Annotated in this window: 27 protein-coding genes; 13 read left to right on the top strand and 14 right to left on the bottom strand. The window is 41.1% G+C overall.

Annotated features, from left to right (window positions below; genetic code table 11):
- Positions 1 to 32: 32 nt before the first annotated feature.
- The 11 genes from AABI99_RS11530 to AABI99_RS11580 form a co-directional block, all read right to left on the bottom strand.
- A complete protein-coding gene (locus AABI99_RS11530) occupies positions 33 to 305 on the bottom strand; it encodes an HPr family phosphocarrier protein (protein WP_338365929.1) in 273 nt (90 codons plus the stop codon).
- A 40-nt stretch (positions 306 to 345) separates the two neighbouring features.
- Positions 346 to 1,191, bottom strand: a complete 846-nt coding sequence (gene rapZ / locus AABI99_RS11535; protein ID WP_055014215.1) for an RNase adapter RapZ — start codon at positions 1,189 to 1,191, stop codon at positions 346 to 348.
- Positions 1,192 to 1,209: 18 nt separating this feature from the next.
- Positions 1,210 to 1,662, bottom strand: coding sequence for a PTS sugar transporter subunit IIA (locus AABI99_RS11540; RefSeq protein WP_338365930.1), 453 nt, complete (start codon positions 1,660 to 1,662; stop codon positions 1,210 to 1,212).
- A gap of 4 nt (positions 1,663 to 1,666) precedes the next feature.
- Complete coding sequence (gene hpf, locus AABI99_RS11545; protein ID WP_338365931.1) at positions 1,667 to 1,954, bottom strand: ribosome hibernation promoting factor; 288 nt, start codon at positions 1,952 to 1,954, stop codon at positions 1,667 to 1,669.
- Positions 1,955 to 1,981: 27 nt separating this feature from the next.
- Positions 1,982 to 3,481, bottom strand: a complete 1,500-nt coding sequence (locus tag AABI99_RS11550) for an RNA polymerase factor sigma-54 (RefSeq protein WP_338365932.1) — start codon at positions 3,479 to 3,481, stop codon at positions 1,982 to 1,984.
- A gap of 69 nt (positions 3,482 to 3,550) precedes the next feature.
- Positions 3,551 to 4,276 (bottom strand): LPS export ABC transporter ATP-binding protein, encoded by a 726-nt coding sequence (gene lptB / locus AABI99_RS11555; RefSeq protein ID WP_338365933.1) that lies wholly within the window; start codon positions 4,274 to 4,276, stop codon positions 3,551 to 3,553.
- Positions 4,273 to 4,821, bottom strand: a complete 549-nt coding sequence (gene lptA, locus AABI99_RS11560; RefSeq protein ID WP_338365934.1) for a lipopolysaccharide transport periplasmic protein LptA — start codon at positions 4,819 to 4,821, stop codon at positions 4,273 to 4,275. Before lptA ends, lptB begins: the two co-directional genes overlap by 4 nt.
- Positions 4,811 to 5,365: an LPS export ABC transporter periplasmic protein LptC gene (gene lptC / locus AABI99_RS11565; protein WP_338365936.1), complete on the bottom strand. Its 555-nt coding sequence runs from the start codon at positions 5,363 to 5,365 to the stop codon at positions 4,811 to 4,813. Before lptC ends, lptA begins: the two co-directional genes overlap by 11 nt.
- On the bottom strand, positions 5,362 to 5,913 hold the full coding sequence (gene kdsC, locus AABI99_RS11570; protein WP_338365937.1) for a 3-deoxy-manno-octulosonate-8-phosphatase KdsC: 552 nt from the start codon (positions 5,911 to 5,913) through the stop codon (positions 5,362 to 5,364). The genes lptC and kdsC overlap by 4 nt, the downstream gene beginning before the upstream one ends.
- Positions 5,914 to 6,885, bottom strand: coding sequence for a KpsF/GutQ family sugar-phosphate isomerase (locus tag AABI99_RS11575; protein WP_338365939.1), 972 nt, complete (start codon positions 6,883 to 6,885; stop codon positions 5,914 to 5,916).
- 2 nt (positions 6,886 to 6,887) lie between these two features.
- Positions 6,888 to 7,856 carry a calcium/sodium antiporter gene (locus AABI99_RS11580; RefSeq protein WP_338365940.1) on the bottom strand — a complete coding sequence of 323 codons (969 nt, stop codon included), beginning with the start codon at positions 7,854 to 7,856 and terminating at the stop codon, positions 6,888 to 6,890.
- A 252-nt stretch (positions 7,857 to 8,108) separates the two neighbouring features.
- On the opposite strand from AABI99_RS11580, the gene mlaF reads away from it, so the two are divergent.
- Genes mlaF through murA form a run of 7 tightly spaced genes read left to right on the top strand, consistent with a single transcriptional unit; the run spans position 8,109 to position 12,761 of the window.
- Positions 8,109 to 8,912, top strand: a complete 804-nt coding sequence (mlaF, locus tag AABI99_RS11585; RefSeq protein ID WP_338365965.1) for a phospholipid ABC transporter ATP-binding protein MlaF — start codon at positions 8,109 to 8,111, stop codon at positions 8,910 to 8,912.
- Positions 8,912 to 9,691: a lipid asymmetry maintenance ABC transporter permease subunit MlaE gene (gene mlaE, locus AABI99_RS11590; RefSeq protein ID WP_338365941.1), complete on the top strand. Its 780-nt coding sequence runs from the start codon at positions 8,912 to 8,914 to the stop codon at positions 9,689 to 9,691. The genes mlaF and mlaE overlap by 1 nt, the downstream gene beginning before the upstream one ends.
- A gap of 13 nt (positions 9,692 to 9,704) precedes the next feature.
- On the top strand, positions 9,705 to 10,253 hold the full coding sequence (gene mlaD / locus AABI99_RS11595) for an outer membrane lipid asymmetry maintenance protein MlaD (RefSeq protein ID WP_338365942.1): 549 nt from the start codon (positions 9,705 to 9,707) through the stop codon (positions 10,251 to 10,253).
- Between the two features lie 5 nt (positions 10,254 to 10,258).
- Positions 10,259 to 10,939, top strand: coding sequence for an ABC transporter substrate-binding protein (locus AABI99_RS11600; RefSeq protein ID WP_338365943.1), 681 nt, complete (start codon positions 10,259 to 10,261; stop codon positions 10,937 to 10,939).
- Positions 10,932 to 11,225 (top strand): STAS domain-containing protein, encoded by a 294-nt coding sequence (locus AABI99_RS11605; protein ID WP_338365944.1) that lies wholly within the window; start codon positions 10,932 to 10,934, stop codon positions 11,223 to 11,225. Before AABI99_RS11600 ends, AABI99_RS11605 begins: the two co-directional genes overlap by 8 nt.
- Before the next feature lie 5 nt (positions 11,226 to 11,230).
- Positions 11,231 to 11,488, top strand: coding sequence for a BolA family protein (locus AABI99_RS11610; RefSeq protein ID WP_338365945.1), 258 nt, complete (start codon positions 11,231 to 11,233; stop codon positions 11,486 to 11,488).
- Positions 11,489 to 11,501: 13 nt separating this feature from the next.
- Positions 11,502 to 12,761 (top strand): UDP-N-acetylglucosamine 1-carboxyvinyltransferase, encoded by a 1,260-nt coding sequence (gene murA / locus AABI99_RS11615; RefSeq protein ID WP_338365946.1) that lies wholly within the window; start codon positions 11,502 to 11,504, stop codon positions 12,759 to 12,761.
- Positions 12,762 to 12,838: 77 nt separating this feature from the next.
- Here murA and AABI99_RS11620 read toward each other — a convergent pair whose 3' ends face one another.
- From AABI99_RS11620 to AABI99_RS11630, 3 genes are all read right to left on the bottom strand, one after another.
- Complete coding sequence (locus tag AABI99_RS11620) at positions 12,839 to 13,921, bottom strand: trypsin-like peptidase domain-containing protein (RefSeq protein WP_338365947.1); 1,083 nt, start codon at positions 13,919 to 13,921, stop codon at positions 12,839 to 12,841.
- 101 nt (positions 13,922 to 14,022) lie between these two features.
- A complete protein-coding gene (locus tag AABI99_RS11625) occupies positions 14,023 to 15,375 on the bottom strand; it encodes a Do family serine endopeptidase (protein ID WP_338365948.1) in 1,353 nt (450 codons plus the stop codon).
- Between the two features lie 150 nt (positions 15,376 to 15,525).
- Positions 15,526 to 15,969 carry a YhcB family protein gene (locus AABI99_RS11630; RefSeq protein WP_338365949.1) on the bottom strand — a complete coding sequence of 148 codons (444 nt, stop codon included), beginning with the start codon at positions 15,967 to 15,969 and terminating at the stop codon, positions 15,526 to 15,528.
- Positions 15,970 to 16,102: 133 nt separating this feature from the next.
- Here AABI99_RS11630 and zapE point away from each other — a divergent pair, with 133 nt between their 5' ends.
- The 6 genes from zapE to AABI99_RS11660 all read left to right on the top strand — a co-directional run bounded on the left by zapE (position 16,103) and on the right by AABI99_RS11660 (position 21,423).
- Positions 16,103 to 17,191 carry a cell division protein ZapE gene (gene zapE, locus AABI99_RS11635; RefSeq protein ID WP_338365951.1) on the top strand — a complete coding sequence of 363 codons (1,089 nt, stop codon included), beginning with the start codon at positions 16,103 to 16,105 and terminating at the stop codon, positions 17,189 to 17,191.
- A gap of 246 nt (positions 17,192 to 17,437) precedes the next feature.
- Positions 17,438 to 17,866: a 50S ribosomal protein L13 gene (rplM, locus tag AABI99_RS11640; RefSeq protein WP_004589103.1), complete on the top strand. Its 429-nt coding sequence runs from the start codon at positions 17,438 to 17,440 to the stop codon at positions 17,864 to 17,866.
- Positions 17,867 to 17,874: 8 nt separating this feature from the next.
- Positions 17,875 to 18,267: a 30S ribosomal protein S9 gene (rpsI, locus tag AABI99_RS11645; RefSeq protein ID WP_024600778.1), complete on the top strand. Its 393-nt coding sequence runs from the start codon at positions 17,875 to 17,877 to the stop codon at positions 18,265 to 18,267.
- Positions 18,268 to 18,821: 554 nt separating this feature from the next.
- Complete coding sequence (gene petA / locus AABI99_RS11650; protein ID WP_338365954.1) at positions 18,822 to 19,412, top strand: ubiquinol-cytochrome c reductase iron-sulfur subunit; 591 nt, start codon at positions 18,822 to 18,824, stop codon at positions 19,410 to 19,412.
- Positions 19,412 to 20,677: a cytochrome b N-terminal domain-containing protein gene (locus AABI99_RS11655; protein WP_338365955.1), complete on the top strand. Its 1,266-nt coding sequence runs from the start codon at positions 19,412 to 19,414 to the stop codon at positions 20,675 to 20,677. The genes petA and AABI99_RS11655 overlap by 1 nt, the downstream gene beginning before the upstream one ends.
- Positions 20,674 to 21,423: a cytochrome c1 gene (locus AABI99_RS11660; protein ID WP_338365956.1), complete on the top strand. Its 750-nt coding sequence runs from the start codon at positions 20,674 to 20,676 to the stop codon at positions 21,421 to 21,423. Before AABI99_RS11655 ends, AABI99_RS11660 begins: the two co-directional genes overlap by 4 nt.
- Positions 21,424 to 21,474 lie beyond the last annotated feature (51 nt).

Below are 21,474 nucleotides of genomic sequence, written 5' to 3' on the forward strand. Positions count from 1 at the left end.
GGCTTTAACTTATAAAGCTATGGTCGTTTAAATTATTCTTGTTCGTTAAATCGTTGTGCGATTAGCTGCCCGACTGATTGTAAAGCCTGTTCAGCATCAGGGCCTTCGCACACAACTTTTACTTCTTTACCTTTACTGCTTTCAAGTAGCATTAACGCTAAAACGCTGTCGCCAGCGGCTTGTTTATCGTCTTGATGTAAAGTAATGGTCGCATCAAATTTTACTGCCAGTTGCGCAAGTACCGTTGCCGCTCTTGCGTGTAAGCCTAATTTATTTTTTATTAAAAATGTATCTTCACAACGCATAAATTACTCTACCTAAACTGAACAGGTTATTATTTTAAGGTTATTTTTCTTGCTCGCGGTGACGTATTTTCACATTTGGGTGTGTCATGGCAAAGCTTTCACCAATTGTTTGTGCCAAGTAAACTGAACGATGTTGGCCACCAGTACAGCCAATTGCAATTGTTAGATAACTGCGGTTGTTGCGCTCTAAATGAGGCAACCAAGTTTGAACAAAAGTTTGAATTTGCCAAGTAAACTTTTGCACTATGCTATGGTTTGCTAAAAAATCTTTTACAGGTTGATCAAGCCCAGTGAGAGGCTTGAGTTCAGGTTCCCAGTGGGGGTTTGGTAAAAAACGGGCATCAAACACGTAATCAGCTTCTTTAGGGATGCCGTGTTTAAAACCGAACGACTCAAACGTAACAATAAGTTGTTTATCTTTTTTACCAAGTATTTTTTCACGGATTGACTCAGCTAATTGGTGCACACTTAGATCAGTGGTATCAAGCATAAAATCGGCGCGAGTAACGAGTACATCAAGCAGTTCTTTTTCTTTTTTTATTGCTAAATCAAGCGGTAATGAATCGATAGATAAAGGGTGTAATCTGCGTGTTTCTGAAAAGCGTTTGATCAGCGTTTGATCGTCACTGTCTAAATAAAAGAGTGTTGGTTTAGCAAAGTCAGGCAGATACTCAAGAATATCGTTAAACTCATCTTGTTCTTTGGGGATGTTACGTACATCTATGCTAACGGCTATTTTATCATAGTTATCTGAAACACTTCGTACTAAAGAGGGCAGCAAGTTGACCGGTATATTATCTACACAATAATAACCTAAATCTTCAACCACACGTAAAGCAACCGACTTTCCAGAACCAGAACGGCCGCTTATGATAATTAACTCCATTTATAGCCCTTAGTATTATTACGATTGTTCAACAATAACTTGATACAGCTCTGCATCGGTTTTAGCACTTCGCAACTGCTTACAGAATTCTTTATTACTCAGTTTATCAGCTATGGTTGCCAGAGTCTTTAGGTGCTGTTGGTTATCACCATCTGGTACGATGAGTGCTACAAAAATATCAACAGGGCAGTTGTCGATTGCATCAAAGTTAACGGGTGTGTCACTAACAAGGACTAATGCGAGCGGCTCTTCTACGCCTCCCATTCTGCCGTGCGGTATGGCAATTCCCCGGCCAATGCCAGTGCTGCCTAATTTTTCTCTGCTTGCCAATGCATTAAGAATGTCTTGTTGTGGTAAGTAGGGAAGCTTTTCATGAGCAAGCTCACTGATAAATTCTAAAATTCTTTTTTTACTACTAAAAAGGACCGCAGCTTTGCTGCAGTCCTGGCATACTAATGTACTTAATTTCATAATATTAGTGTCTAGCAAGCTTCTCTTTATGTTTAATGACTTGACGATCGAGCTTGTCAATCAACGAGTCTATTGCGGCATACATATCTTGATGCTCTGTAGAGGCAAATAAATCTGCGCCACTTACATGAATAGTCGCTTCTGCTTTTTGGTTGAGTTTTTCTACATCGAGAATGACATGCACATTGCTAATATGGTCTGAGTGCCTTTCTAGCTTTGCAAATTTATTATTTACATAGTCTCTAAGTGATTCGGTTACTTCTACGTGACGACCAGTTAGGTTTAGTTGCATAAGCATTTCCTCTTTGTTTTTTACGTCTTATATCAAACTCTTTCTCTGATTTGACGGTGGAATAGCTAGCGCTTCACGGTATTTTGCTATTGTGCGTCTAGCCACTTTAATTCCTTGCTCTGCCAATATATCCGCAATTTTGCTATCACTCAATGGTTTGGCTGAGTTTTCCGCAGCAATTAGCTTTTTAATTAGGGCACGAATTGCGGTTGATGAACATTCGCCGCCGTTTTCTGTGCTTACGTGGCTTGAGAAAAAATATTTCAGCTCAAAAATACCACGCGGCGTATGCATGTACTTTTGCGTAGTCACGCGTGAGATTGTTGACTCATGCATTTCTACCATTTCAGCAACGTCATTTAAAACCATCGGCTTCATGGCTTCTGGGCCATGTTCAAAAAATGCTTGTTGCTGTTTTACTATACAATTTGTTACTTTCAGTAGCGTGTCGTTTCTGCTTTCAAGGCTTTTAATAAACCATTTAGCTTCTTGTAGGTGAGAACGAATAAACTGACTGTCACCACTTGATTTCACGGTACGTGACATTGCCGCATACTGACTATTTACGCGTATTTTTGGCATGCTATCAGGGTTTAGCTCAACAACCCAGCGACCCTTTATTTTTTTTACTGATACATCTGGTACTACATACTCAGACTCTTCCCTGACTATGGTATCTGCAGGTTTAGGATTGAGAGTATGTATTAATGTCATGACTTCTTTAAGCTCATCTTCTTTAAGCTTAGTTTTTTTCATTAATGTACGATAGTCGCGTGCTGCTAATAGATCAATGTGATCGGTTAAGATCATTTTAGTTTGTTCTATAAAAGGGGTGTCTTTATCAAACTGGTTTAGCTGAATACACAAGCACTCTTGTAAACTGCGCGCGGCTATACCTACAGGGTCAAATAACTGAATTCGTTTTAAAACAGCTTCAATTTCATCCAGTTCAACCTCAACATCGTCATCGTTTTCTTGGTTAAAGCTTTCTAAAATTTCTTCACAACTTAGCGTTAAAATACCTGAGTCATCGACTGCTTCCACAATGGCAATTGCAATGGCTTCGTCGGTTGGGCTAAAAGGGGTAAGTTGTAGCTGCCACATTAAATACTCATGTAGCGTTTCAGTAGAGGCGCCTTGATAAATAGACTCATCTTCAGGCATAGGGCCTGAGGATGCCGCAGGGGCTGCGCTCATGTACTCATCCCACGTTACATCCATTGCCATATCATCGCTAACGGTGTCTTTATTTAGGGCTTCGCCACTATCTTGCTCGTACTCGCTGGTTGTATCATCAGAAGATGCGCTTACGGTTACTTCATCCGCATCTGCTTTTTGTTCATTTTTTCCAGCGGCCTCTTCTGCATAATCATGCTCTTCTACTTCTAATAGCGGGTTGCTATCAAGTGCTTCTTGTATTTCTTGCTGGAGATCCAATGTACTGAGCTGCAACAGGCGAATCGCTTGTTGCAATTGTGGAGTCATTGTAAGTTGCTGGCCCATGCGCAGCTGTAATGATTGCCTCATGTATCTCTAACAATCCTTTTATGTTGTTATAATTAATATTAGCAGATGCTTGTAGGTATGGCTTAAATGTTACAGCCTAAATTGCTCGCCTAAATAAACATCGCGTACAGTTTTGTCATTTAATACGTGTTCTGGGGTGCCAGATGCAATTAGCTCCCCATGAGAAACAATGTAGGCTTTTTCACAAACATCAAGGGTTTCTCTTACATTATGATCGGTAATTAATACGCCGATACCACGATTTTTAAGATGTTCTATTATTTTCTTAATATCTAACACTGAAATTGGATCAACGCCAGCAAAAGGCTCATCTAATAAAATAAATTGAGGGTTTGCTGCAAGTGCCCTAGCAATCTCTACACGACGACGCTCACCACCAGAAAGCGCCATACCCTGGCTATCTCGAATGTGCTGAATACTAAACTCATCAAGTAAGTTGTTTAGTGTTTCTTCTCGCGTGGCTTTATTTAGGTCTTTACGCGTTTCTAAAATAGCCATAAGGTTTTGATAAACAGTGAGCTTTCTGAAGATTGATGACTCTTGCGGTAAGTAACCAATACCTAGGCGTGCACGGCTGTGCATAGGCAATAACGTAATGTCATTATCATCGATAGAGATTTTACCTTTATCACTCGGAACTAAGCCTACAATCATGTAAAAAGTAGTCGTTTTTCCTGCACCATTAGGGCCTAATAAGCCCACAATGCTACCGGCTTCTACCTCAAGACCAACATTTTTTACAACCTGACGGCCTTTATAGCTTTTTGCTAATAGTTCTGCTTTTAAGGTGCTCATGGTTGACCTTCGCTACCTGTGTTATCTTTCACTTTTGCTTCAACAGGGACTAAAATTGTGTGAACACGGTCTGTTGAGTTTTCGTCTTTCTCTGCGCTAATGAGTTGCTGTTGCATATCGTAAGTAATGCTTTTTGCGTTAATCTTTTGACCAGCTTGTGCGACTTCGGCATTACCAACAAGCGTTAAAAAACGCTTTGCTACATCGTAACGCACTTCGTTTGCGCTGGCGCTCATTAGCGTACCATCGTCTTGTTTTTCTTCGAAGTAGGCAGGGGTGCCAGTGGCGATGAGCAACTGTTTGTTATCCCCTAAATCTTCTCGCTTGTGCACTTCGAGTCTGTCGGCTGTAATTTTGCGTTTACCATGCACAATTTCGACATTTTTTTCAAAAATACCGACATTTTCTTTAAGTTGACCTTCTTGACGGTCTGCACTAATTGAAATTTGATTTGCTGACGGTTGAGTAGCCGGCTCAGCAGCAGAACCGCTAAATGCAAGCATTAGCGATGGAATAATAACTAACTTAGTGAGTTTATTGGTCATAATATATTGTTCGCGTATGGTTAATTAGTTTTATTACTTCGGTTTTTAAATCGGCTTCAAGGCCTTTACCGACAATTTTTAAATTAGGCCCAGTGACAACCACAGGCTGTTCAGAGTGCATTGTAAGTGCTTTTATGTCGACCTCGATATTGTCGGCATTAATGTTATCTATCATGGCGTTGTCTATGAGATTCTTAGCGACAACGTTGCCTTCTAAAATAAGTTGCCTATCTTCGTAAAGCGTTGCTTCATCAGCATTTATTCGCCATGTTTGCTGTTCGTTGTATAAGGTGAAAATTGGTTTTTCAAAAAATGTAAAACCAAGTTGTTCATACAGCTCCATTTTTGCCGCAGTAACCTTATGGCTTATTTTTCCCTGCTCATCGTAGGTTGTTTGCTTAAGTTCTATTGCCGTGTAATCGGGCTTAGCGATTATCTCTGGCTCTTGTTCTGGTACGGCATTAGTTTGACTGAAATAAGGGTACCAAAGCCAAACCATACAGCCAATGAATAACACACTGATTATAACGCGTGCTGCATTCATGAACTGGTACCTTGTGTTGTCAGTGCAATGCCATTTTCGAGCATAAGTAAATCGGTTAACTCTCTGACGGCGCCAAAACCACCGGGCATTTGGGTTGTGTAATGCGATAAGCGTTTAATAAGTGGGTGTGCATCATTGACAGCTACGGCAAAACCTACACGTTCCATTACTGGCATATCAGGGCCATCGTCGCCAATATAGGCAATTTGTTCATCGGTTAACTGTAAGGTGTTTTTGAGTTCTTGATAAGCGATCAGTTTGTCTTCTTGACCTTGGTAAATATGTTGTACAGTTAAGCTACTCATTCTGCTTTGCACTATTTTAGAGTGACGGCCAGTAATAACCGCAACTTCAAAACCACTGTTTATTAAAGCTTTAATACCAAAACCGTCTTTTGTATTAAATGCTTTTAACTCTTCACCTTGGTTACCTAAATAAATTCGACCATCAGAAAAAACACCATCAATATCGCATATAAGTAATTTTACTTTTTTGGCGCGCTCTTTGGCATCATCGCTCAGCGGTTGATAGAGATCTTCAAATTGCACTTATATCACTCCTGCTTTCAAAAGGTCTTGCATATTCAAGGCGCCTATTGGCTGATTACTTTCATTGACTACAATTAAACCATTAATACGTTTATTTTCCATTATATTTAGCGCTTCTGCTGCAAGCATATCGGCGGTCGCAGTCGTGCACGATTTAGTCATCACTTGGCTGATCGCAGTTGTGTGTATGTCAACTTTTTGCTCTAAGATGCGGCGTAAATCACCATCGGTAAAAAGGCCAGCAAGCGTTTGTTTAGTATCTACAATTGCAGTCATCCCCAGTCCTTTAGCCGACATCTCTATCAGCGCATCTTTTATAGTTTGCGTAACATCTATAATAGGGGTGTTTTTACCGCTGTGCATAACATCATTTAAAGTAAGTAATAAGCGTTTACCTAGGCTGCCGCCTGGGTGAGAGAGTGCAAAATCATCAGCGGTGAATCCGCGAGCCTCTAACAGTGCCACGGCCATTGCATCACCCATCGCCAATGTTGCTGTCGTACTTGCAGTTGGGGCTAAACCGAGTGAACACGCTTCTTGTTCCACTTTAATGCATACGTGAACATCTGCAAGGGTAGCCATAGTTGAAAGCGAGTTGCCCGTCATCGATATTATTTTTGCACCTAGGCGTTTAAGTACTGGGATAATGTTTAGTACTTCACTGGTTTCACCTGAATTTGATATAAGCATAACTACGTCATTTTTAGTTATCATACCTAAATCGCCGTGGCTTGCTTCGCCTGGGTGAACAAAAAAAGCAGGGCTGCCGGTGCTTGCAAGGGTCGCTGCGATTTTATTACCAATGTGGCCTGATTTACCCATGCCAATGACAATAATGCGCCCCTGACAATCGAACATAAGCTGACAGGCATTATTAAAATGTTCGTCAACATATTGGGTAATGTCATTAAGCGCTTGGCGTTCAATGTTTAATACGCGTAAACCTTGTTCAATAAAATTTAGTTGTGTCATGTTTACCCTACTTGACTAAAAATATATCCTTGGTATGCCAAAAATGCGATCAGTAATAGGCCGCCTTCCACTCTATTGATACGTTGAGAGCCTCTAAAGTTCAATGACATAACAACAAGCGCAAGTGTAGAACCTAACATAATAAGTATGTCGCGATTGGCAAGCGATGGGTCAACCATCGAAGGATTAATAATACCCGCAAGCGGCAGTACTGCTAAAATATTAAATATATTTGAACCAACTATATTGCCTAGCGCTAAATCATCTTCGTTTTTAAGAACGCCTGCTACAGAAGCTGCAAGTTCAGGCAGGCTTGTGCCAATGGCAATAATTGTTAACCCAATAACTAAATCACTTAAGCCAAAGTATTTTGCAATATCGACTGCTGAGTCAACCAAAAAGTGTGAGCTTACAGGTAATAAAACCATACCAACAAGTAGCCAAAAAATGGCTTTTTTAGTGGGTACATCGTTGGGTACTTCATCACATGCCTCTGATACAAAAGGATCGTCTTGGTTTTTTGCTCGAAGAGAGACAATGATTAAACCACCAATAAACACTGCAAATGCAACTAGTAGTGCTATGCCTTCGGTGCGAGAGAAGTAGTTATCAGAAAAAATATACCAGCTGGCAAGTGAAATCAGCATAACAAGCGGCATTTCGCGTTTTAACGTGCTTGATGAAACACTCAAAGGACGCAAAAGTGCGGTGATACCTAATACAAGTAAAATGTTTGTTATATTTGAACCAACTGCATTACCCACAGCGGTGTCTGTTTTATTTGCTAACGCAGCTGAAGCTGACACCATCATCTCAGGGGCTGACGAGCCCATAGCCACAACGGTTAAGCCTACAATTAAAGTAGGGACACCAAAGTTTTTTGCAAGTGCCGCTGCGCCGTATACAAATCTATCAGCGCTCCAGACAAGTGCAGCAAAACCAAGAATTAAAATGACAAACGAGGTAACCATTGTGCTAAGCCAGTTGTTCAAAATACAGATGGCGCGAATAGTAACAAATGCCAACATGAAAGTATAAGCAAAAGAGTAGGGTCTACTGCTGCATAGAGGGAATTTAATACTTAAGCAAAGGTTAAGGCTATATACTTCAGCCTTATAACGTTTTTTATAGGTGCATTACAAAATCTTACGAATTGTTTTTTCCATCTTAATGAAAAAACCCTTAAAATAGGAGCACGAGTGAACATTGTTACGGAGAGCGACTTGTCGCAATCAATAGTAGAAATCAAGGATGTTAGCTTTTCGCGAGGCGATAGAACCATATATAAAAATATGAGTTTTAGTGTTCCTAAAGGGAAAATAACAGCAATTATGGGGCCAAGCGGAATTGGTAAAACCACTATGCTACGTTTGATAGGTGGGCAGCTTAAGCCTGATGCTGGGGATATTTTATTTGAAGGTGGCAGTATTCCTAGCATGTCGCGTAAAGAGTTATATGCGGCACGAACCAAAATGAGCATGCTATTTCAAAGCGGTGCATTATTTACCGATATGTCGGTATTTGACAACATTGCTTTTCCCCTTCGAGAGCACACACAATTAAGCGAAGAGTTAATTAAATTAGTCGTATTAATGAAACTGCAAGCGGTTGGTTTGCGCGGCGCGAAAGATTTAATGCCGTCAGAGCTTTCTGGCGGTATGGCAAGGCGTGCAGCATTGGCACGTGCTATTGCACTCGATCCTGAGCTTATCATGTACGATGAGCCATTTGCGGGGCAAGATCCAATATCAATGGGCGTATTAGTCAAACTTATTAAGTCATTAAATGAGGTACTGGGTTTATCATCGCTTATTGTCACCCACGATGTGAGCGAGGTAATGAGTATTGCCGATCACGTTATTATTATTGCTGAGCAAGGCGTAATAGGGGCAGGATCTCCGGATGAAATGCGTAATCACGAATCTCCATTAGTGCAGCAGTTTTTAAAAGGGCTATCGGATGGACCTGTGCCATTTCATTACCCAGCACAAACGTATGCCGATGAGCTGTTAGGAGAACGCACATAATGTTGGATTTATTTCAAAAGTTAGGGCATAAAACGCTGGGGCGTTTTGCGGCACTAGGTCGCACAGCCACCATGCTTTTCAATGCGTTATGGAATGTACCTAACTTTAAAAAGGGCACACCTTTATTGGTGCGTCAGCTGTACATGGTAGGTTCTCAGTCATTGTTAATTATTATGGTGTCGGGCCTGTTTATTGGTATGGTGCTAGCGTTACAAGGCTACACCGTATTAGTGGGCTATGGCGCCGAAGACAGTTTAGGTCCTTTAGTTGCGCTTAGTTTACTACGTGAACTAGGGCCCGTGGTTACCGCACTACTATTCGCAGGGCGGGCAGGTAGTGCACTCACCGCAGAAATTGGCTTAATGAAAGCCACCGAACAACTCTCTTCACTAGAAATGATGGCCATTGACCCGCTCAAGCGCATTATTGCACCGCGTTTTTGGGCTGGTTTTATTAGTATGCCATTACTTGCACTTATTTTTTCTGCGGTTGCTATTATCGGTGCTCACTTAGTGGGGGTTGATTGGTTAGGCGTAGATACCGGTAGCTTTTGGTCGATAATGCAATCGCAAGTATCGTTTCAAGAAGATGTACTAAACGGCATGATCAAAAGTTTTGTATTTGCCATGGTAGTGACCTGGATTGCGCTTTATAAGGGCTACGACTGTATTCCAACTTCTGAAGGGATCAGTAAAGCAACAACAGAAACAGTCGTTCACTCATCACTGGCAGTATTAGGGTTTGACTTTATTTTGACAGCGGTAATGTTTACCAGCTAATAGGGTATAGATAATGAATTCACGGAAATTAGAGATTTTAGTTGGTTTTTTTGTTGCTTTAGGCATTTTAGCGTTTGCAATGTTAGCACTTAAAGTAGCCAATTCGGGTATTAGCGGAACAGGTGAAACCTACACGTTAAATGCAAAGTTTGAAAACATTGGCTCATTAAAAGCACGGGCTCCGGTAAAAGTGGGTGGTGTTGTGATTGGACGTGTTGAGTCAATTTATGTGCATCCACAAGAGTTTTTACCAGTCGTCAATATGACGATAGATGCACAATATTTATGTCGCTTCTCAGACACAAGTTCTATTTCAATTTTAACATCGGGTATTTTAGGGGAGCAGTACTTAGGTATTCATCCTGTTATTTCGCCCAATTCAGCTGAACAGCGTTGTTTGGGTCAAACTGTGACAGAAAACGCGCAAGATCAAGCAATTGATGATTTATTTGGTATAGAAAGCAAAGCGCTTGGCGATGGTGATTCAATTACGGATACTAAGTCAGCACTTGTTTTAGAAGAATTAATTGGGCAGTTTTTATTCAATCAAGGTAGTGAGTAATTATTATGTTGAAACAGTTTTTAGCGGTTATTGCACTAGGTGCAACCCTTGCTGTGCAAAGTGTAAGTGCAGCAGAAGTTAAACTTACCGACCCTAACAAAATGGTGCGTCAGGTATCAGAGCATACATTTGAGCGTATCAAAAATGATCAATCACTGATCACTAAAAATAAAGAGCATCTTCGTGTTATTGTAGAAGAAGAGCTGATGCCGTACATAGATTACAAATATGCAGCATTGCGTGTATTAGGGAGTGAAGTGTCTAAAGTACGTGCCATTAAAGATGAAGCAAAAAAGGCTGAAGCAATTGAAGAGATTCAAGCGTTTATTGGTGCGTTTAGAAGCTATTTAATCGCGACCTATGCTGGTGTGTTTACCCAATATACCGATCAACATGTAGAGTTTGCTGCACCGCAGCCATTTAAAGGCAAAGATGTTGTTGTAGTAAAAACTAAAATTGTTGAAGAGGGTAAGCCTGATATAAAAATTGATTTTAAGGTACGCGAAAATCGTAGCGGCGAGTGGCGCGCATACGACATGATCGCAGAAGGGATCAGCTTACTAGATGCTAAGCAAAGTGAATTACAAGGTATTTTACGCCAGCAAGGCATAGCACATGTCAGTAAATTACTAGAGCAAAAGAGTCAGCTACCTGTACAGTTTAGAGGTAGCAACAGCAATGACTAAATTGGCAATTAGCCGGGTTGATGAGCAGCATTACAGGGTAAATGGTGAACTTACCCGCAGTTCAATTGGTAATGAACAGCTTCTGAACGTTAAGTCATTAACTAAGCATAAAACCATCTATTTTGACCTTTGTGAGGTCATGAGGGTTGACACGGCGGGTTTAGCTTGGTTAATTCACTCTTTTGCGGAATTAAAGCAACAAGGCACACGCCTTGAATTGCAAAATCCTCCTGAGCAACTGCAAAAGTTAATGCAGTTGGGTCAGGTTACAACTTTATTTGAGTGAGAGTTATGGAAACTAGCCAAGTCGAAACATTATTACGCGACGAACTTCAGTTAACTGAAGTAAAAGTAAAAGCCAATGGTAGTCATTATGAAGTAATTGCGGTAGGCGAATGCTTTGAGGGTTTAAGCCGCGTTAAAAAGCAACAGCTAGTTTATGGCCCATTAATGAATACTATCTCAGACGGTACAATTCACGCTGTATCAATTCGTGCATTTACGCCAACTGAGTGGAAGCGTGAACAAAAATTTATTTTACCTCAATAGTTAAGGCCTCCTGATGGATCAATTTGTAATTCAAGGTGGCACTTCACTTGCTGGTGAAGTAACTATTTCCGGCGCAAAAAATGCCGCGTTACCTATTTTGTTTGCCGCATTACTTGCTGATGGTAAAAGTACATTTACTAATGTACCTCGCCTTCGCGATATTGTTACTACAGAGGCGCTTTTAAGCACTTTGGGTGCAACGGTAAGCTGGCAAAACGATACGCTTTATATTGATGGTGCAACTGTTGATAAAACTTTGGCCCCGTATGATTTAGTTAAGCAAATGCGCGCCTCTGTTTTGGCTCTAGGACCTTTAGTCGCTCGTTTTGGCGAGGCACAAGTATCACTCCCAGGTGGCTGTGCAATTGGTGCTCGCCCTGTCGATATTCATATTCAAGGTTTAGAGCGCATGGGCGCGCAAATAAATGTTGAAAATGGTTATATCAATGCAAAAGTGGAAGGGCGCCTAAAAGGAGCTGAAATTTTCATGGAAATGGTCAGTGTTGGCGCCACCGAAAACCTACTTATGGCTGCCACACTTGCTGATGGTAAAACGGTACTTGAAAACGCAGCACGCGAACCTGAAATTATCGACCTTGCTAATTGTTTAATTGCGATGGGTGCAAATATTATGGGTGCAGGCACAAGCCGAATAGAAATTGATGGTGTAGAGCGTTTAGATGGCTGTGAGCATAGCATTTTGCCTGATCGTATCGAAACCGGAACCTTTTTGGTGGCCGCTGCAATGGCGGCAGGCGAAGTGCTTTGTAAGAAAACTGACTTTCATTCTCTAGAGCCAGTTATTGAAAAATTACGCGCCGCTAATGCACTTGTTGAAGTAAACGATGACAGCATTTATTTAGATATGCGTAATCGTGAGCTTAAAGCCGTTAATATTAAAACCATGCCTCACCCAGGTTTTCCAACCGACATGCAAGCGCAGTTTACAGCATTAAATGTGGTGGCTAATGGTAGTGCTACAATTACCGAAACCATTTTTGAAAACCGCTTTATGCATGTACCTGAACTACAACGTATGGGTGCTAATATTCGTTTAGAAGGGCACACGGCTATTTGTGGAGAAACACAAAGTTTAAGTGGTGCACAAGTTATGGCAACCGATTTACGCGCTTCTGCCAGCTTAATTTTAACGGGAATTGTTGGCGAAGGTGAAACGGTGGTTGATCGTATTTACCACGTTGACAGAGGCTATCAGCGCATTGAAGATAAACTTAGTGGGTTAGGGGCGAATATACAACGCAGAAGTCGTTAATATTAAACGCAGCACCACCTAAAAATTAAAAAGGTCGGATAGCCTAGGCTACCCGGCCGTTTTATATGTTCTGCAATTTACAGTTTGGTTTCGAGTTCAGCGACGGTGACCATAATTTTTTTGACTTTACCGTTTCGGTAAAGCTCAAATTCTATTTTTTTACCTGGCTGTGTATTGCCTATTTTTTCAAGTACTTTTTGTGGGTTCGCGACACTCAACCCAGCAATTTTAATGACTATATCTTGCTCTTCAATACCCGCTTGCCATGCAGGCCCTAGCGGATCTAAATTAGTGATGCGCATTCCTGCCACTTCAGTAAGGCTATCGTTTACCTCTTTACCAGTACTATCTACTGCAGTGCCTTCGAAACCTAAATAACCACGTACAACTCGGCCATGGCGTATTAATTTAGCCATTACCTCTTTGGCGAGTGAATAGGGAACCGCAAAAAATATACCTTGGATGTTTAGGTTTTCGCGGGTTTTAAATTGTGCAGAGGTGATCCCGACTAAATCGCCATTAGAGTTGACTAATGCGCCACCAGAGTTACCTACATTAATAGCCGCGTCCATCTGCAATAAATTGTTGTAAGGACTATCAGTGATTTTTTGTTTGCCGGTTGCACTGACTATGCCTTGGGTGATGGTTTGCCCTAAGTTAAGTGGATTACCTATAGCCAGAACAACATCGCCAACGCTTGTGTTGTAGCTGTCATTTACGGGGATCACGGGCAAGTGATCAGCATTAATTTTTAGTAAAGCTAAATCAGTAATGGTATCAAAACCAATTAGTTGCACATCAAAAAAGCGACGGCCATCGGTTAATATAACCAATATTTGATCAGCATTATTAATAACGTGGTAATTAGTCAGAATATAGCCGTCTTGCGTCATGATCACACCAGATCCAAGTTCTTGAACGGTGTTTTGTTGTTTATACCTAGGCTCTTTAGAAATACTCTCTGAGAAAATAGTGACCACCGAAGGTGCAGCACGCTTAACTGCATCTGCAAAGCTCAGGTGACTCGAAGTCATCGCGCTTGGTAGTGCAACATTAGGGAGCAAAGAGGTGCGCATATTAGGGCTGAAAAAAACCACTAAAAAGGCGATACCTAAACCGACAAATAAAGGGGGGAGTACAAATTTTAGTAATTTCAGCACGAGATTCTTATTGTTAGTGAGCAATTCTTTATGATGGCACAAAAAAAATAACAGCGGCAAGTGCTGCTGTTATTTTTTATTGCGTGTTTATGAGGTGTTACTTATTGAATTAACACAAAGATAGACTCTCTACCACGTTTAACGCCCAGTACAATATTACCTTGGATATCTTCGATAATTTTGTTCATTTGGCGAATATTTTCGACACGCTGGCGATTAACCTGAACAATAATATCTCCCTCTTCAAGCCCTACACGAGCTGATGGAGAGCGAGGGTTAACGGTCGTCACTTCAACGCCCTTAGTGCCATTTTTTTGTACGTTCTCAAGCTCGGCACCTTGGAATGCAGGGTGAAGTTCATCACCTGCAGCGGTAATACCCGATGCGCCATCAAGAGTCACTTTAACCGTTTTAACTTTACCATCTCGGTAAATGCCTAACTTAACCTCGCGCCCTTCACCTAAGGTTGCTATTTTGCTTCGTAGCTCGTGGAAGCCACTGATATCGCTGCCATTTATGCTAATGATAACATCGCCAGCTTTAATGCCTGCTTTGCTTGCGGCGGTATCATCCATTACTTGCATCACATATGCGCCTTGTTTTACGTCAAGCTGTTGTGCTTTTGCAAGGCCTGCATCGAGTGGACGGCCAGATATACCCAGTGAACCACGGCGCACTTCACCGTGCTCTATAATTTGGTCAACTAAGTTTTTCATCATATTTGATGGTATTGCAAAGCCGATACCCACATTGCCGCCTGAAGCACCTAAAATTGCAGTATTAATACCTATTAATTCACCATTTAAATTAACCAAAGCCCCTCCAGAGTTACCTTGGTTAATAGCTGCATCGGTTTGAATAAAGTCTTCATAACCTTCAATATTCAAACCGCTTCGCCCTAATGCGCTTACAATGCCTGAGGTTACTGTATGACTTAATCCAAATGGGTTACCAATAGCGACAGCAAAGTCGCCTACACGTAACTGATCTGAGTTGGCCAGTTTAACCTCGGTTAAGTCATCGGCATCTATTTGTAATAATGCAATATCAGACTCTTTATCAGTACCAATTTTTGTGGCTTCAAATTCACGACCATCTTCTAGCGTAACTACCATTTTTTCGGCGTCTTGAATTACGTGATTATTTGTTACGACATAACCTTCATCGGCATCAATAATAACTCCTGAACCTAAACTGCTAAATTGGCGCTTTTGCCTACGTGGTTGAGGGTTACCAAAAAAGTACTCAAGGGGGTCTGCACGACGGCGAACTTCTTTTGACCCAGAAACCTGAATGCTCACAACGCCAGGAGTAATTTGCTCAAGCATAGGCGCCAGTGTAGGTAATTGTTGGCCGTTAACAGCAATTGGCAGTTTTGCATAAGAGGCCGTAGGGCTTAGTAATAAGCTTGTCGATAAGATTGCAGCACTAATAAGTGATAATTTCATTTTCATAGTCAGGGTGTACTCCACATCACAGGAAAAAGCAAAAAGGCTGCATAAGCAGCCTTTTCGAATTTAAATATAAAGCTGTTACATTTAAAGACTATGGGGTCAAAAAAAAGTTCCTCAAGATAGCGCTCATATTTTAGCGCGCTCAGTATGTTAGGAGGCTTTAGCTGGTTTTGAGTCGCTATTTTGCCCTGCAAATAAGCCTGACTCACCAGATACGTAATCAGCTGGTTGTGCTTGTGCAGATGAACGGTCGATCTCACGCTCTTTTAAAGATGCTTGCAGTTGCTCTGTTGTTTCTTTTGAAAAAAATGGCTCGCTAGGCGTATTGTTTTTATCGTCAAGCAAGAGTTGATTGGTTTCTTCAACATGGCTAAGCAGTTGATCGTAATTTTCTTTCATTTTATTCACAAGCTTACCAGTACTTGCTAAATGATCGGCGACATCTTGGCGATACTGCTCTAATGCATTTTGTGCTTGCTCAGCTTGTTGTTTTAACTCATCTTGCTTAAATTGTTTTTTTGACACGTATGTACCAACAAAAAACGCCACTACCGCAGTAATAACAATTAAACCCACCCACGTAACTGTGCCCATAACTCACCCCTTTGGGAAAAATACTTAATAATGCCTGATTCAAATATAAATCATCCTGTGGGTAATATACCCCGAGTTAAGATGCGTGTTAATATGTTGTGCAAATTAAACTGTGTTTAAAATGTAATTAGATATGACTCCTTGGCAAACTTACCAGCAAGATCTTAAGCGCGATGACTTTGTATATGACCAAGCACAAGAAAATGCAGTGCGCCATTTACAACGTTTATATGATGACCTAGTCAGCCAAAAGCCAAAACAAAAAGGCTTTTTTGCAAAGCTGTTTAATAAAAGCGAACCCGAGCCAATTAAAGGGCTTTATTTTTGGGGGGGTGTAGGGCGTGGTAAGACCTATTTAGTCGATACCTTTTATGAAGCACTGCCAGGTGAGCGTAAAATGCGCGTGCATTTTCATCGCTTTATGCACCGTGTTCACGACGAACTAAAAAAGCTTAATAATAAAACTAACCCGCTAGAAATAGTTGCCGACATATTTAAAGCCGAAACCGACATCATCTGTTTTGATGAATTTTTTGTTCAAGATATTACCGATGCCATGTTACTCGGCGGCTTAATGCAGGCACTATTTGCCCGCAATATAGTACTCGTGGCCACCTCTAATATAGTGCCAGATGATTTATATAAGAATGGCCTACAACGAGCGCGCTTTTTACCTGCTATTAAACTGGTTAAAGCAAACACCGAAATAGTCAATGTAGATTCTGGTATTGACTATCGCTTACGCACCCTTGAGCAAGCCGAAATTTTTCACAGCCCGCTAGATGAGCAAGCCGATAAAAACTTATTTGAATATTTTGATAAGCTTTCGCCAGAGGCGGGAGAGCTTAATCAACCCATAGAAATAGAAGGTCGCTTGATCAATACGCGTAAAGTAGCTAAATGCGTAGTGATGTTTGAATTTAGCGAGCTGTGCGAAACCGCACGAAGCCAAGTCGACTACATGGAAATTAGCCGTTTATACAACACTGTTATACTTTCTAATGTAAAACAGCTTGGGCAAAATAATGATGACGCAGCTAGACGTTTTATTGCCTTAGTGGATGAATTTTACGAACGCCACGTAACGTTAATTATCTCTGCTGAAAAACCGATCACTGAGCTTTATACACAAGGCAACCTTAACTTTGAGTTTAAGCGGTGTATTAGTCGCCTTCAAGAAATGCAATCTTTAGAGTATTTAGCCAAAGAGCATTTGTCTTAATTAAGGTTTTAGTTAAATACACAAAATTTTGTGATTTTCTTGGGGAAAAAACAACCGCTCGGTAGCAATGTGTTTTAAGTGCTGGTATACTCCCGCGTCTGCCACGTTGCGTTCTATGTCCTCATATAGTTTAGCCACTTGTGAGCGGCGCTAAAGTCTAAAACTCGAAGGGGTTGTAGCATATTTAGAGCGGTAGTTAATAATAACTGCCTGTGGTTTTAATTGAAAAACATTGGATTTTTATAAATGAAAACGTTTGTTGCTAAACCAGAAACAGTAAAACGTGACTGGTACGTAGTTGACGCTGAAGGTAAAACTTTAGGTCGCATCGCTACTGAAATCGCTCATCGCCTACGCGGTAAGCACAAAGCTGAATACACTCCACACGTAGATACTGGTGATTACATCATCGTTATCAACGCAGAGAAAGTTACTGTAACTGGTAACAAATTCAAAGATAAAGTGTACTACGCTCATACTGGTTTCCCAGGTGGTCTTAAGTCTACTACTTTTGATAAACTTCAAGCTGCAAAGCCTGAAATGATCATCGAAAAAGCTGTTAAAGGCATGTTGCCACGTGGTCCTTTAGGCCGCGCTATGTACCGTAAACTTAAAGTTTACGCAGGTACTGAGCACAACCATGCTGCACAACAGCCTCAGGTTCTAGACATTTAAGGAGCACTATCATGGCAAATCAATACTACGGTACAGGTCGTCGTAAAAGTTCAAGTGCTCGCGTATTCTTACGCCCAGGCACTGGTAACATCGTAATCAACAAGCGCTCTTTAGAAGAGTACTTTGGTCGCGAAACAGCACGCATGGTTGTTCGTCAAGCTCTAGAGCTTGTTGATATGACTGAAAAGTTTGACCTTCACATCACCGTTGCCGGTGGTGGTACAACTGGTCAAGCTGGTGCAATCCGTCACGGTATCACTCGTGCACTTATGGAGTTTGACGAGTCATTACGTCCACAACTTCGTAAAGCAGGTTTTGTTACACGTGATGCACGTAAAGTTGAACGTAAGAAAGTGGGTCTTAAGAAAGCGCGTAAGCGTCCACAATTCTCAAAACGTTAATTTTTACGTTATCAAGAATTCAAAAACCCAGCTTATGCTGGGTTTTTTGTTTTTGACAATAAAATTTAAGTACTTACCTTTCTCAAGCGGCCTTAATATCTTTGGTTGCTGATCAAATCTAGAAATTATTGCGTATTTAATGTACGAAAACTTAGAAATCCGCATTTCGCTGCAAAAAAGTTAAATAATTATCGTAATTAGTGTAAATCCATCAGTTAATTGGTGGAATTTTTTGCTACAATTGGCGGGCAAGTAGTGTGGGCAAGTTCAACATCACCATGTACAGTTTATCTGTTTCCTCGTAGTGGGGTTGATCTTGGTCAGTATATTGTTTTTACAGAAGCGTTATTATAGTCATTCGGCTTTATTCTCGAGCTTACTTTATCAAACTGTTGATCAAGTCGGGTTATTCGAGCGTGAGGCTGTGAATAACCTTGTTTTAATCAAGGGTTTTAATTATGATCGCTTCTATTCTAAAAATTTCGAAAAATTAACCTGCTGTAACTGATGTTCTCAATATAGCAAGTGTTGAGAATCATAGTGGAGATAAGTGGATGAGCAATGCGCCTGTAGACAATGGCCGACGTCGCTTTTTAACCATAGCTACCTCTGTTGTAGGTGGTGTTGGTGCGGCTGGGGCTGCTGTTCCTTTTATTGCGTCTTGGAATCCAAGTGAGCGAGCTAAATCTGCGGGTGCGCCTGTAGAAGTAGATATCAGCAAACTTGAACCTGGACAATTAATACGTGTCGAGTGGCGTGGTAAACCTGTATGGGTTGTATCACGTACCCCTAGAATGCTTGAGCAGATGAAAGAACATGAAGGCCAACTTCGTGATCCGCAATCGCAAGAGCCACAACAATTAGAATCATCAACAAATGATTACCGTTCATTACGCCCAGAGATTTTTGTCGCTGTTGGTATTTGTACGCATTTAGGGTGTTCGCCTGGTTTCTTAAACGGTAACTTTGGTGAGAAAGTTGAAGGCACTGACGATGGATTCTTCTGTCCGTGTCACGGTTCTAAATTTGATATGGCTGGCCGTGTATTTCAATCGGTACCAGCACCATTAAACTTAGAAATACCACCTTATACTTTTCTTGATGATACCACTATTCTAGTGGGCGAAGAAAAAGGGGTAGCCTAATGTTTGGTAAGCTAATTGGTTGGATTGACGACCGTATCCCAATGACACGTGTTTGGAACATGCACATTGCACAGTACCCAGCACCTAAAAACTTTAACTTCTGGTACTTCTTTGGCTCACTAGCCATGTTAGTACTAGTTAACCAAATCCTTACCGGTATTTGGTTAACGATGAACTTTGTTCCATCAGCCGAGGGTGCTTTCGCATCGGTTGAGTACATCATGCGTGATGTAGAATACGGTTGGTTACTACGTTATTTACACTCAACGGGTGCATCTGCGTTTTTCATCGTTGTTTATATGCATATGTTCCGTGGCATGATCTACGGTTCTTATCAAAAACCACGTGAACTACTGTGGTTATTTGGTATGTTTATTTTCTTGGCATTAATGGCTGAAGCTTTCATGGGTTACTTACTTCCTTGGGGACAAATGTCTTTTTGGGGTGCGCAGGTAATCATTTCACTATTTGGTGCAATTCCAGTTATTGGTGATGATTTAACGCTTTGGATCCGTGGTGACTACGTAATTTCTGGTGCTACGCTAAACCGCTTCTTTGCACTACACGTAATTGCATTACCTTTAGTTATTGTTATCTTAGTATTTTTACACATTGTTGCTCTACACGAAGTGGGGTCTAATAACCCTGACGGTGTTGAAATCAAGCGTAAAAAAGGCACTGTAGCTGAAGAAGATAAGCCTAAATTTAAATTCCACGAGTATTACACCAACAAGAAAGATATTGTTGATGCGATACCGTTCCATCCATATTACACAGTAAAAGATATTGTGGGTGTTGTTGGTTTCTTAATCTTATTCTGTTGGGTTGTGTTCTTTATGCCGGCAATGAATGGTTTCTTCCTAGAAGCGCCAAACTTTGAAGCGGCTAATCCACTTAAAACACCAGAGCATATTTTCCCTGTATGGTACTTCACACCATTCTATGCAATTTTACGTGCAATCCCTGATAAATTAATGGGTGTTGCTGCAATGGGTGCATCTATTGTAGTGTTAGCATTGTTACCGTGGATTGACCGTGGTCGTGTTAAGTCAGTTCGTTACCGTTGTGGATTCCACAAATGGAACATTGCAGGTTTTGTTGTAACATTCGTTCTTTTAGGTTGGGTGGGTGCAACTCCTCAAACTGATTTGAAAACGATAATTTCTCAAGTCTGTACTGTGACTTACTTTATGTTCTTCGTGCTGTTATTTGTATACAGTAAGAATGAAAAAACTAAGCCATTGCCTGAGAGGTTAACGAAATGATGAAAAAGCTACTTATTGGTGTATTTGCTTTATCAGTAAACTTGCTGCCTAACATGGTTATGGCAGCAGGGCCTTCAGTTCCTCTTATGGAAGCTGGTAACGATATATCTGATCAGCCTTCTTTACAACGTGGCGCAAAGTTGTTCATGAACTACTGTCTTGGTTGTCATCAAATGCAGTATCAGCGTTATGAGCGTACTTTCCGTGACATTGGTATTCCAACAGAGATCGGTAAAGAACAACTGATTTTTGATGGTTCAAAAGTTGGCGGCCACATGCTAAACGCGATCACTAAAGATGATGCTGCAAAATGGTTTGGTGCGGCTCCGCCGGATCTTACCAACGTGGCACGTGTTCGTGGCAGTGATTGGATATACACTTATTTAAAATCGTTTTACAAAGACGAATCACGCCCATTTGGCGTAAACAATACGTTATTTCCGTCGGTAGGTATGCCGCATGTTCTTCAAGAACTACAAGGCTTACCAACTCCTATCATCGAAGAAGTTGAGCAACATGGTCAAACTGTGACAAAAGTTGTGGGTACTGAAACAGATGGTACGGGCGAGCTAAGCGTTGACGAGTACGACCACGCGGTTCGTGATTTAACGAATTTCTTAGAGTATGTAGGTGAACCTACACGCCTTGAGTCAGAAGCGTTAGGTATTAAGGTAATAGGCTTTTTAGTTATCCTATTTATCTTGGCATTTATGCTTAAGAAAGAATACTGGAGAGATGTTCATTAATTTGAGCGTTTTACAAGGTAATTTTGCAATAGGGGCTTAAGCCCCTATTGC

The sequence above is a fragment of the uncultured Pseudoalteromonas sp. genome, assembly GCF_963922945.1.
Taxonomy (GTDB): domain Bacteria; phylum Pseudomonadota; class Gammaproteobacteria; order Enterobacterales; family Alteromonadaceae; genus Pseudoalteromonas.

Bases quoted from the DNA above. Each gene is read 5' to 3' on its own strand.
- AABI99_RS11530 (WP_338365929.1), bottom strand. From the start codon at position 305: ATGCGTTGTGAAGATACATTTTTAATAAAAAATAAATTAGGCTTACAC.
- rapZ (WP_055014215.1), bottom strand. From the start codon at position 1,191: ATGGAGTTAATTATCATAAGCGGCCGTTCTGGTTCTGGAAAGTCGGTT.
- AABI99_RS11540 (WP_338365930.1), bottom strand. From the start codon at position 1,662: ATGAAATTAAGTACATTAGTATGCCAGGACTGCAGCAAAGCTGCGGTC.
- hpf (WP_338365931.1), bottom strand. From the start codon at position 1,954: ATGCAACTAAACCTAACTGGTCGTCACGTAGAAGTAACCGAATCACTT.
- AABI99_RS11550 (WP_338365932.1), bottom strand. From the start codon at position 3,481: ATGAGGCAATCATTACAGCTGCGCATGGGCCAGCAACTTACAATGACT.
- lptB (WP_338365933.1), bottom strand. From the start codon at position 4,276: ATGAGCACCTTAAAAGCAGAACTATTAGCAAAAAGCTATAAAGGCCGT.
- lptA (WP_338365934.1), bottom strand. From the start codon at position 4,821: ATGACCAATAAACTCACTAAGTTAGTTATTATTCCATCGCTAATGCTT.
- lptC (WP_338365936.1), bottom strand. From the start codon at position 5,365: ATGAATGCAGCACGCGTTATAATCAGTGTGTTATTCATTGGCTGTATG.
- AABI99_RS11575 (WP_338365939.1), bottom strand. From the start codon at position 6,885: ATGACACAACTAAATTTTATTGAACAAGGTTTACGCGTATTAAACATT.
- AABI99_RS11580 (WP_338365940.1), bottom strand. From the start codon at position 7,856: ATGGTTACCTCGTTTGTCATTTTAATTCTTGGTTTTGCTGCACTTGTC.
- mlaE (WP_338365941.1), top strand. From the start codon at position 8,912: ATGTTGGATTTATTTCAAAAGTTAGGGCATAAAACGCTGGGGCGTTTT.
- mlaD (WP_338365942.1), top strand. From the start codon at position 9,705: ATGAATTCACGGAAATTAGAGATTTTAGTTGGTTTTTTTGTTGCTTTA.
- AABI99_RS11600 (WP_338365943.1), top strand. From the start codon at position 10,259: ATGTTGAAACAGTTTTTAGCGGTTATTGCACTAGGTGCAACCCTTGCT.
- AABI99_RS11605 (WP_338365944.1), top strand. From the start codon at position 10,932: ATGACTAAATTGGCAATTAGCCGGGTTGATGAGCAGCATTACAGGGTA.
- AABI99_RS11610 (WP_338365945.1), top strand. From the start codon at position 11,231: ATGGAAACTAGCCAAGTCGAAACATTATTACGCGACGAACTTCAGTTA.
- murA (WP_338365946.1), top strand. From the start codon at position 11,502: ATGGATCAATTTGTAATTCAAGGTGGCACTTCACTTGCTGGTGAAGTA.
- AABI99_RS11625 (WP_338365948.1), bottom strand. From the start codon at position 15,375: ATGAAAATGAAATTATCACTTATTAGTGCTGCAATCTTATCGACAAGC.
- AABI99_RS11630 (WP_338365949.1), bottom strand. From the start codon at position 15,969: ATGGGCACAGTTACGTGGGTGGGTTTAATTGTTATTACTGCGGTAGTG.
- zapE (WP_338365951.1), top strand. From the start codon at position 16,103: ATGACTCCTTGGCAAACTTACCAGCAAGATCTTAAGCGCGATGACTTT.
- rplM (WP_004589103.1), top strand. From the start codon at position 17,438: ATGAAAACGTTTGTTGCTAAACCAGAAACAGTAAAACGTGACTGGTAC.
- petA (WP_338365954.1), top strand. From the start codon at position 18,822: ATGAGCAATGCGCCTGTAGACAATGGCCGACGTCGCTTTTTAACCATA.
- AABI99_RS11655 (WP_338365955.1), top strand. From the start codon at position 19,412: ATGTTTGGTAAGCTAATTGGTTGGATTGACGACCGTATCCCAATGACA.
- AABI99_RS11660 (WP_338365956.1), top strand. From the start codon at position 20,674: ATGATGAAAAAGCTACTTATTGGTGTATTTGCTTTATCAGTAAACTTG.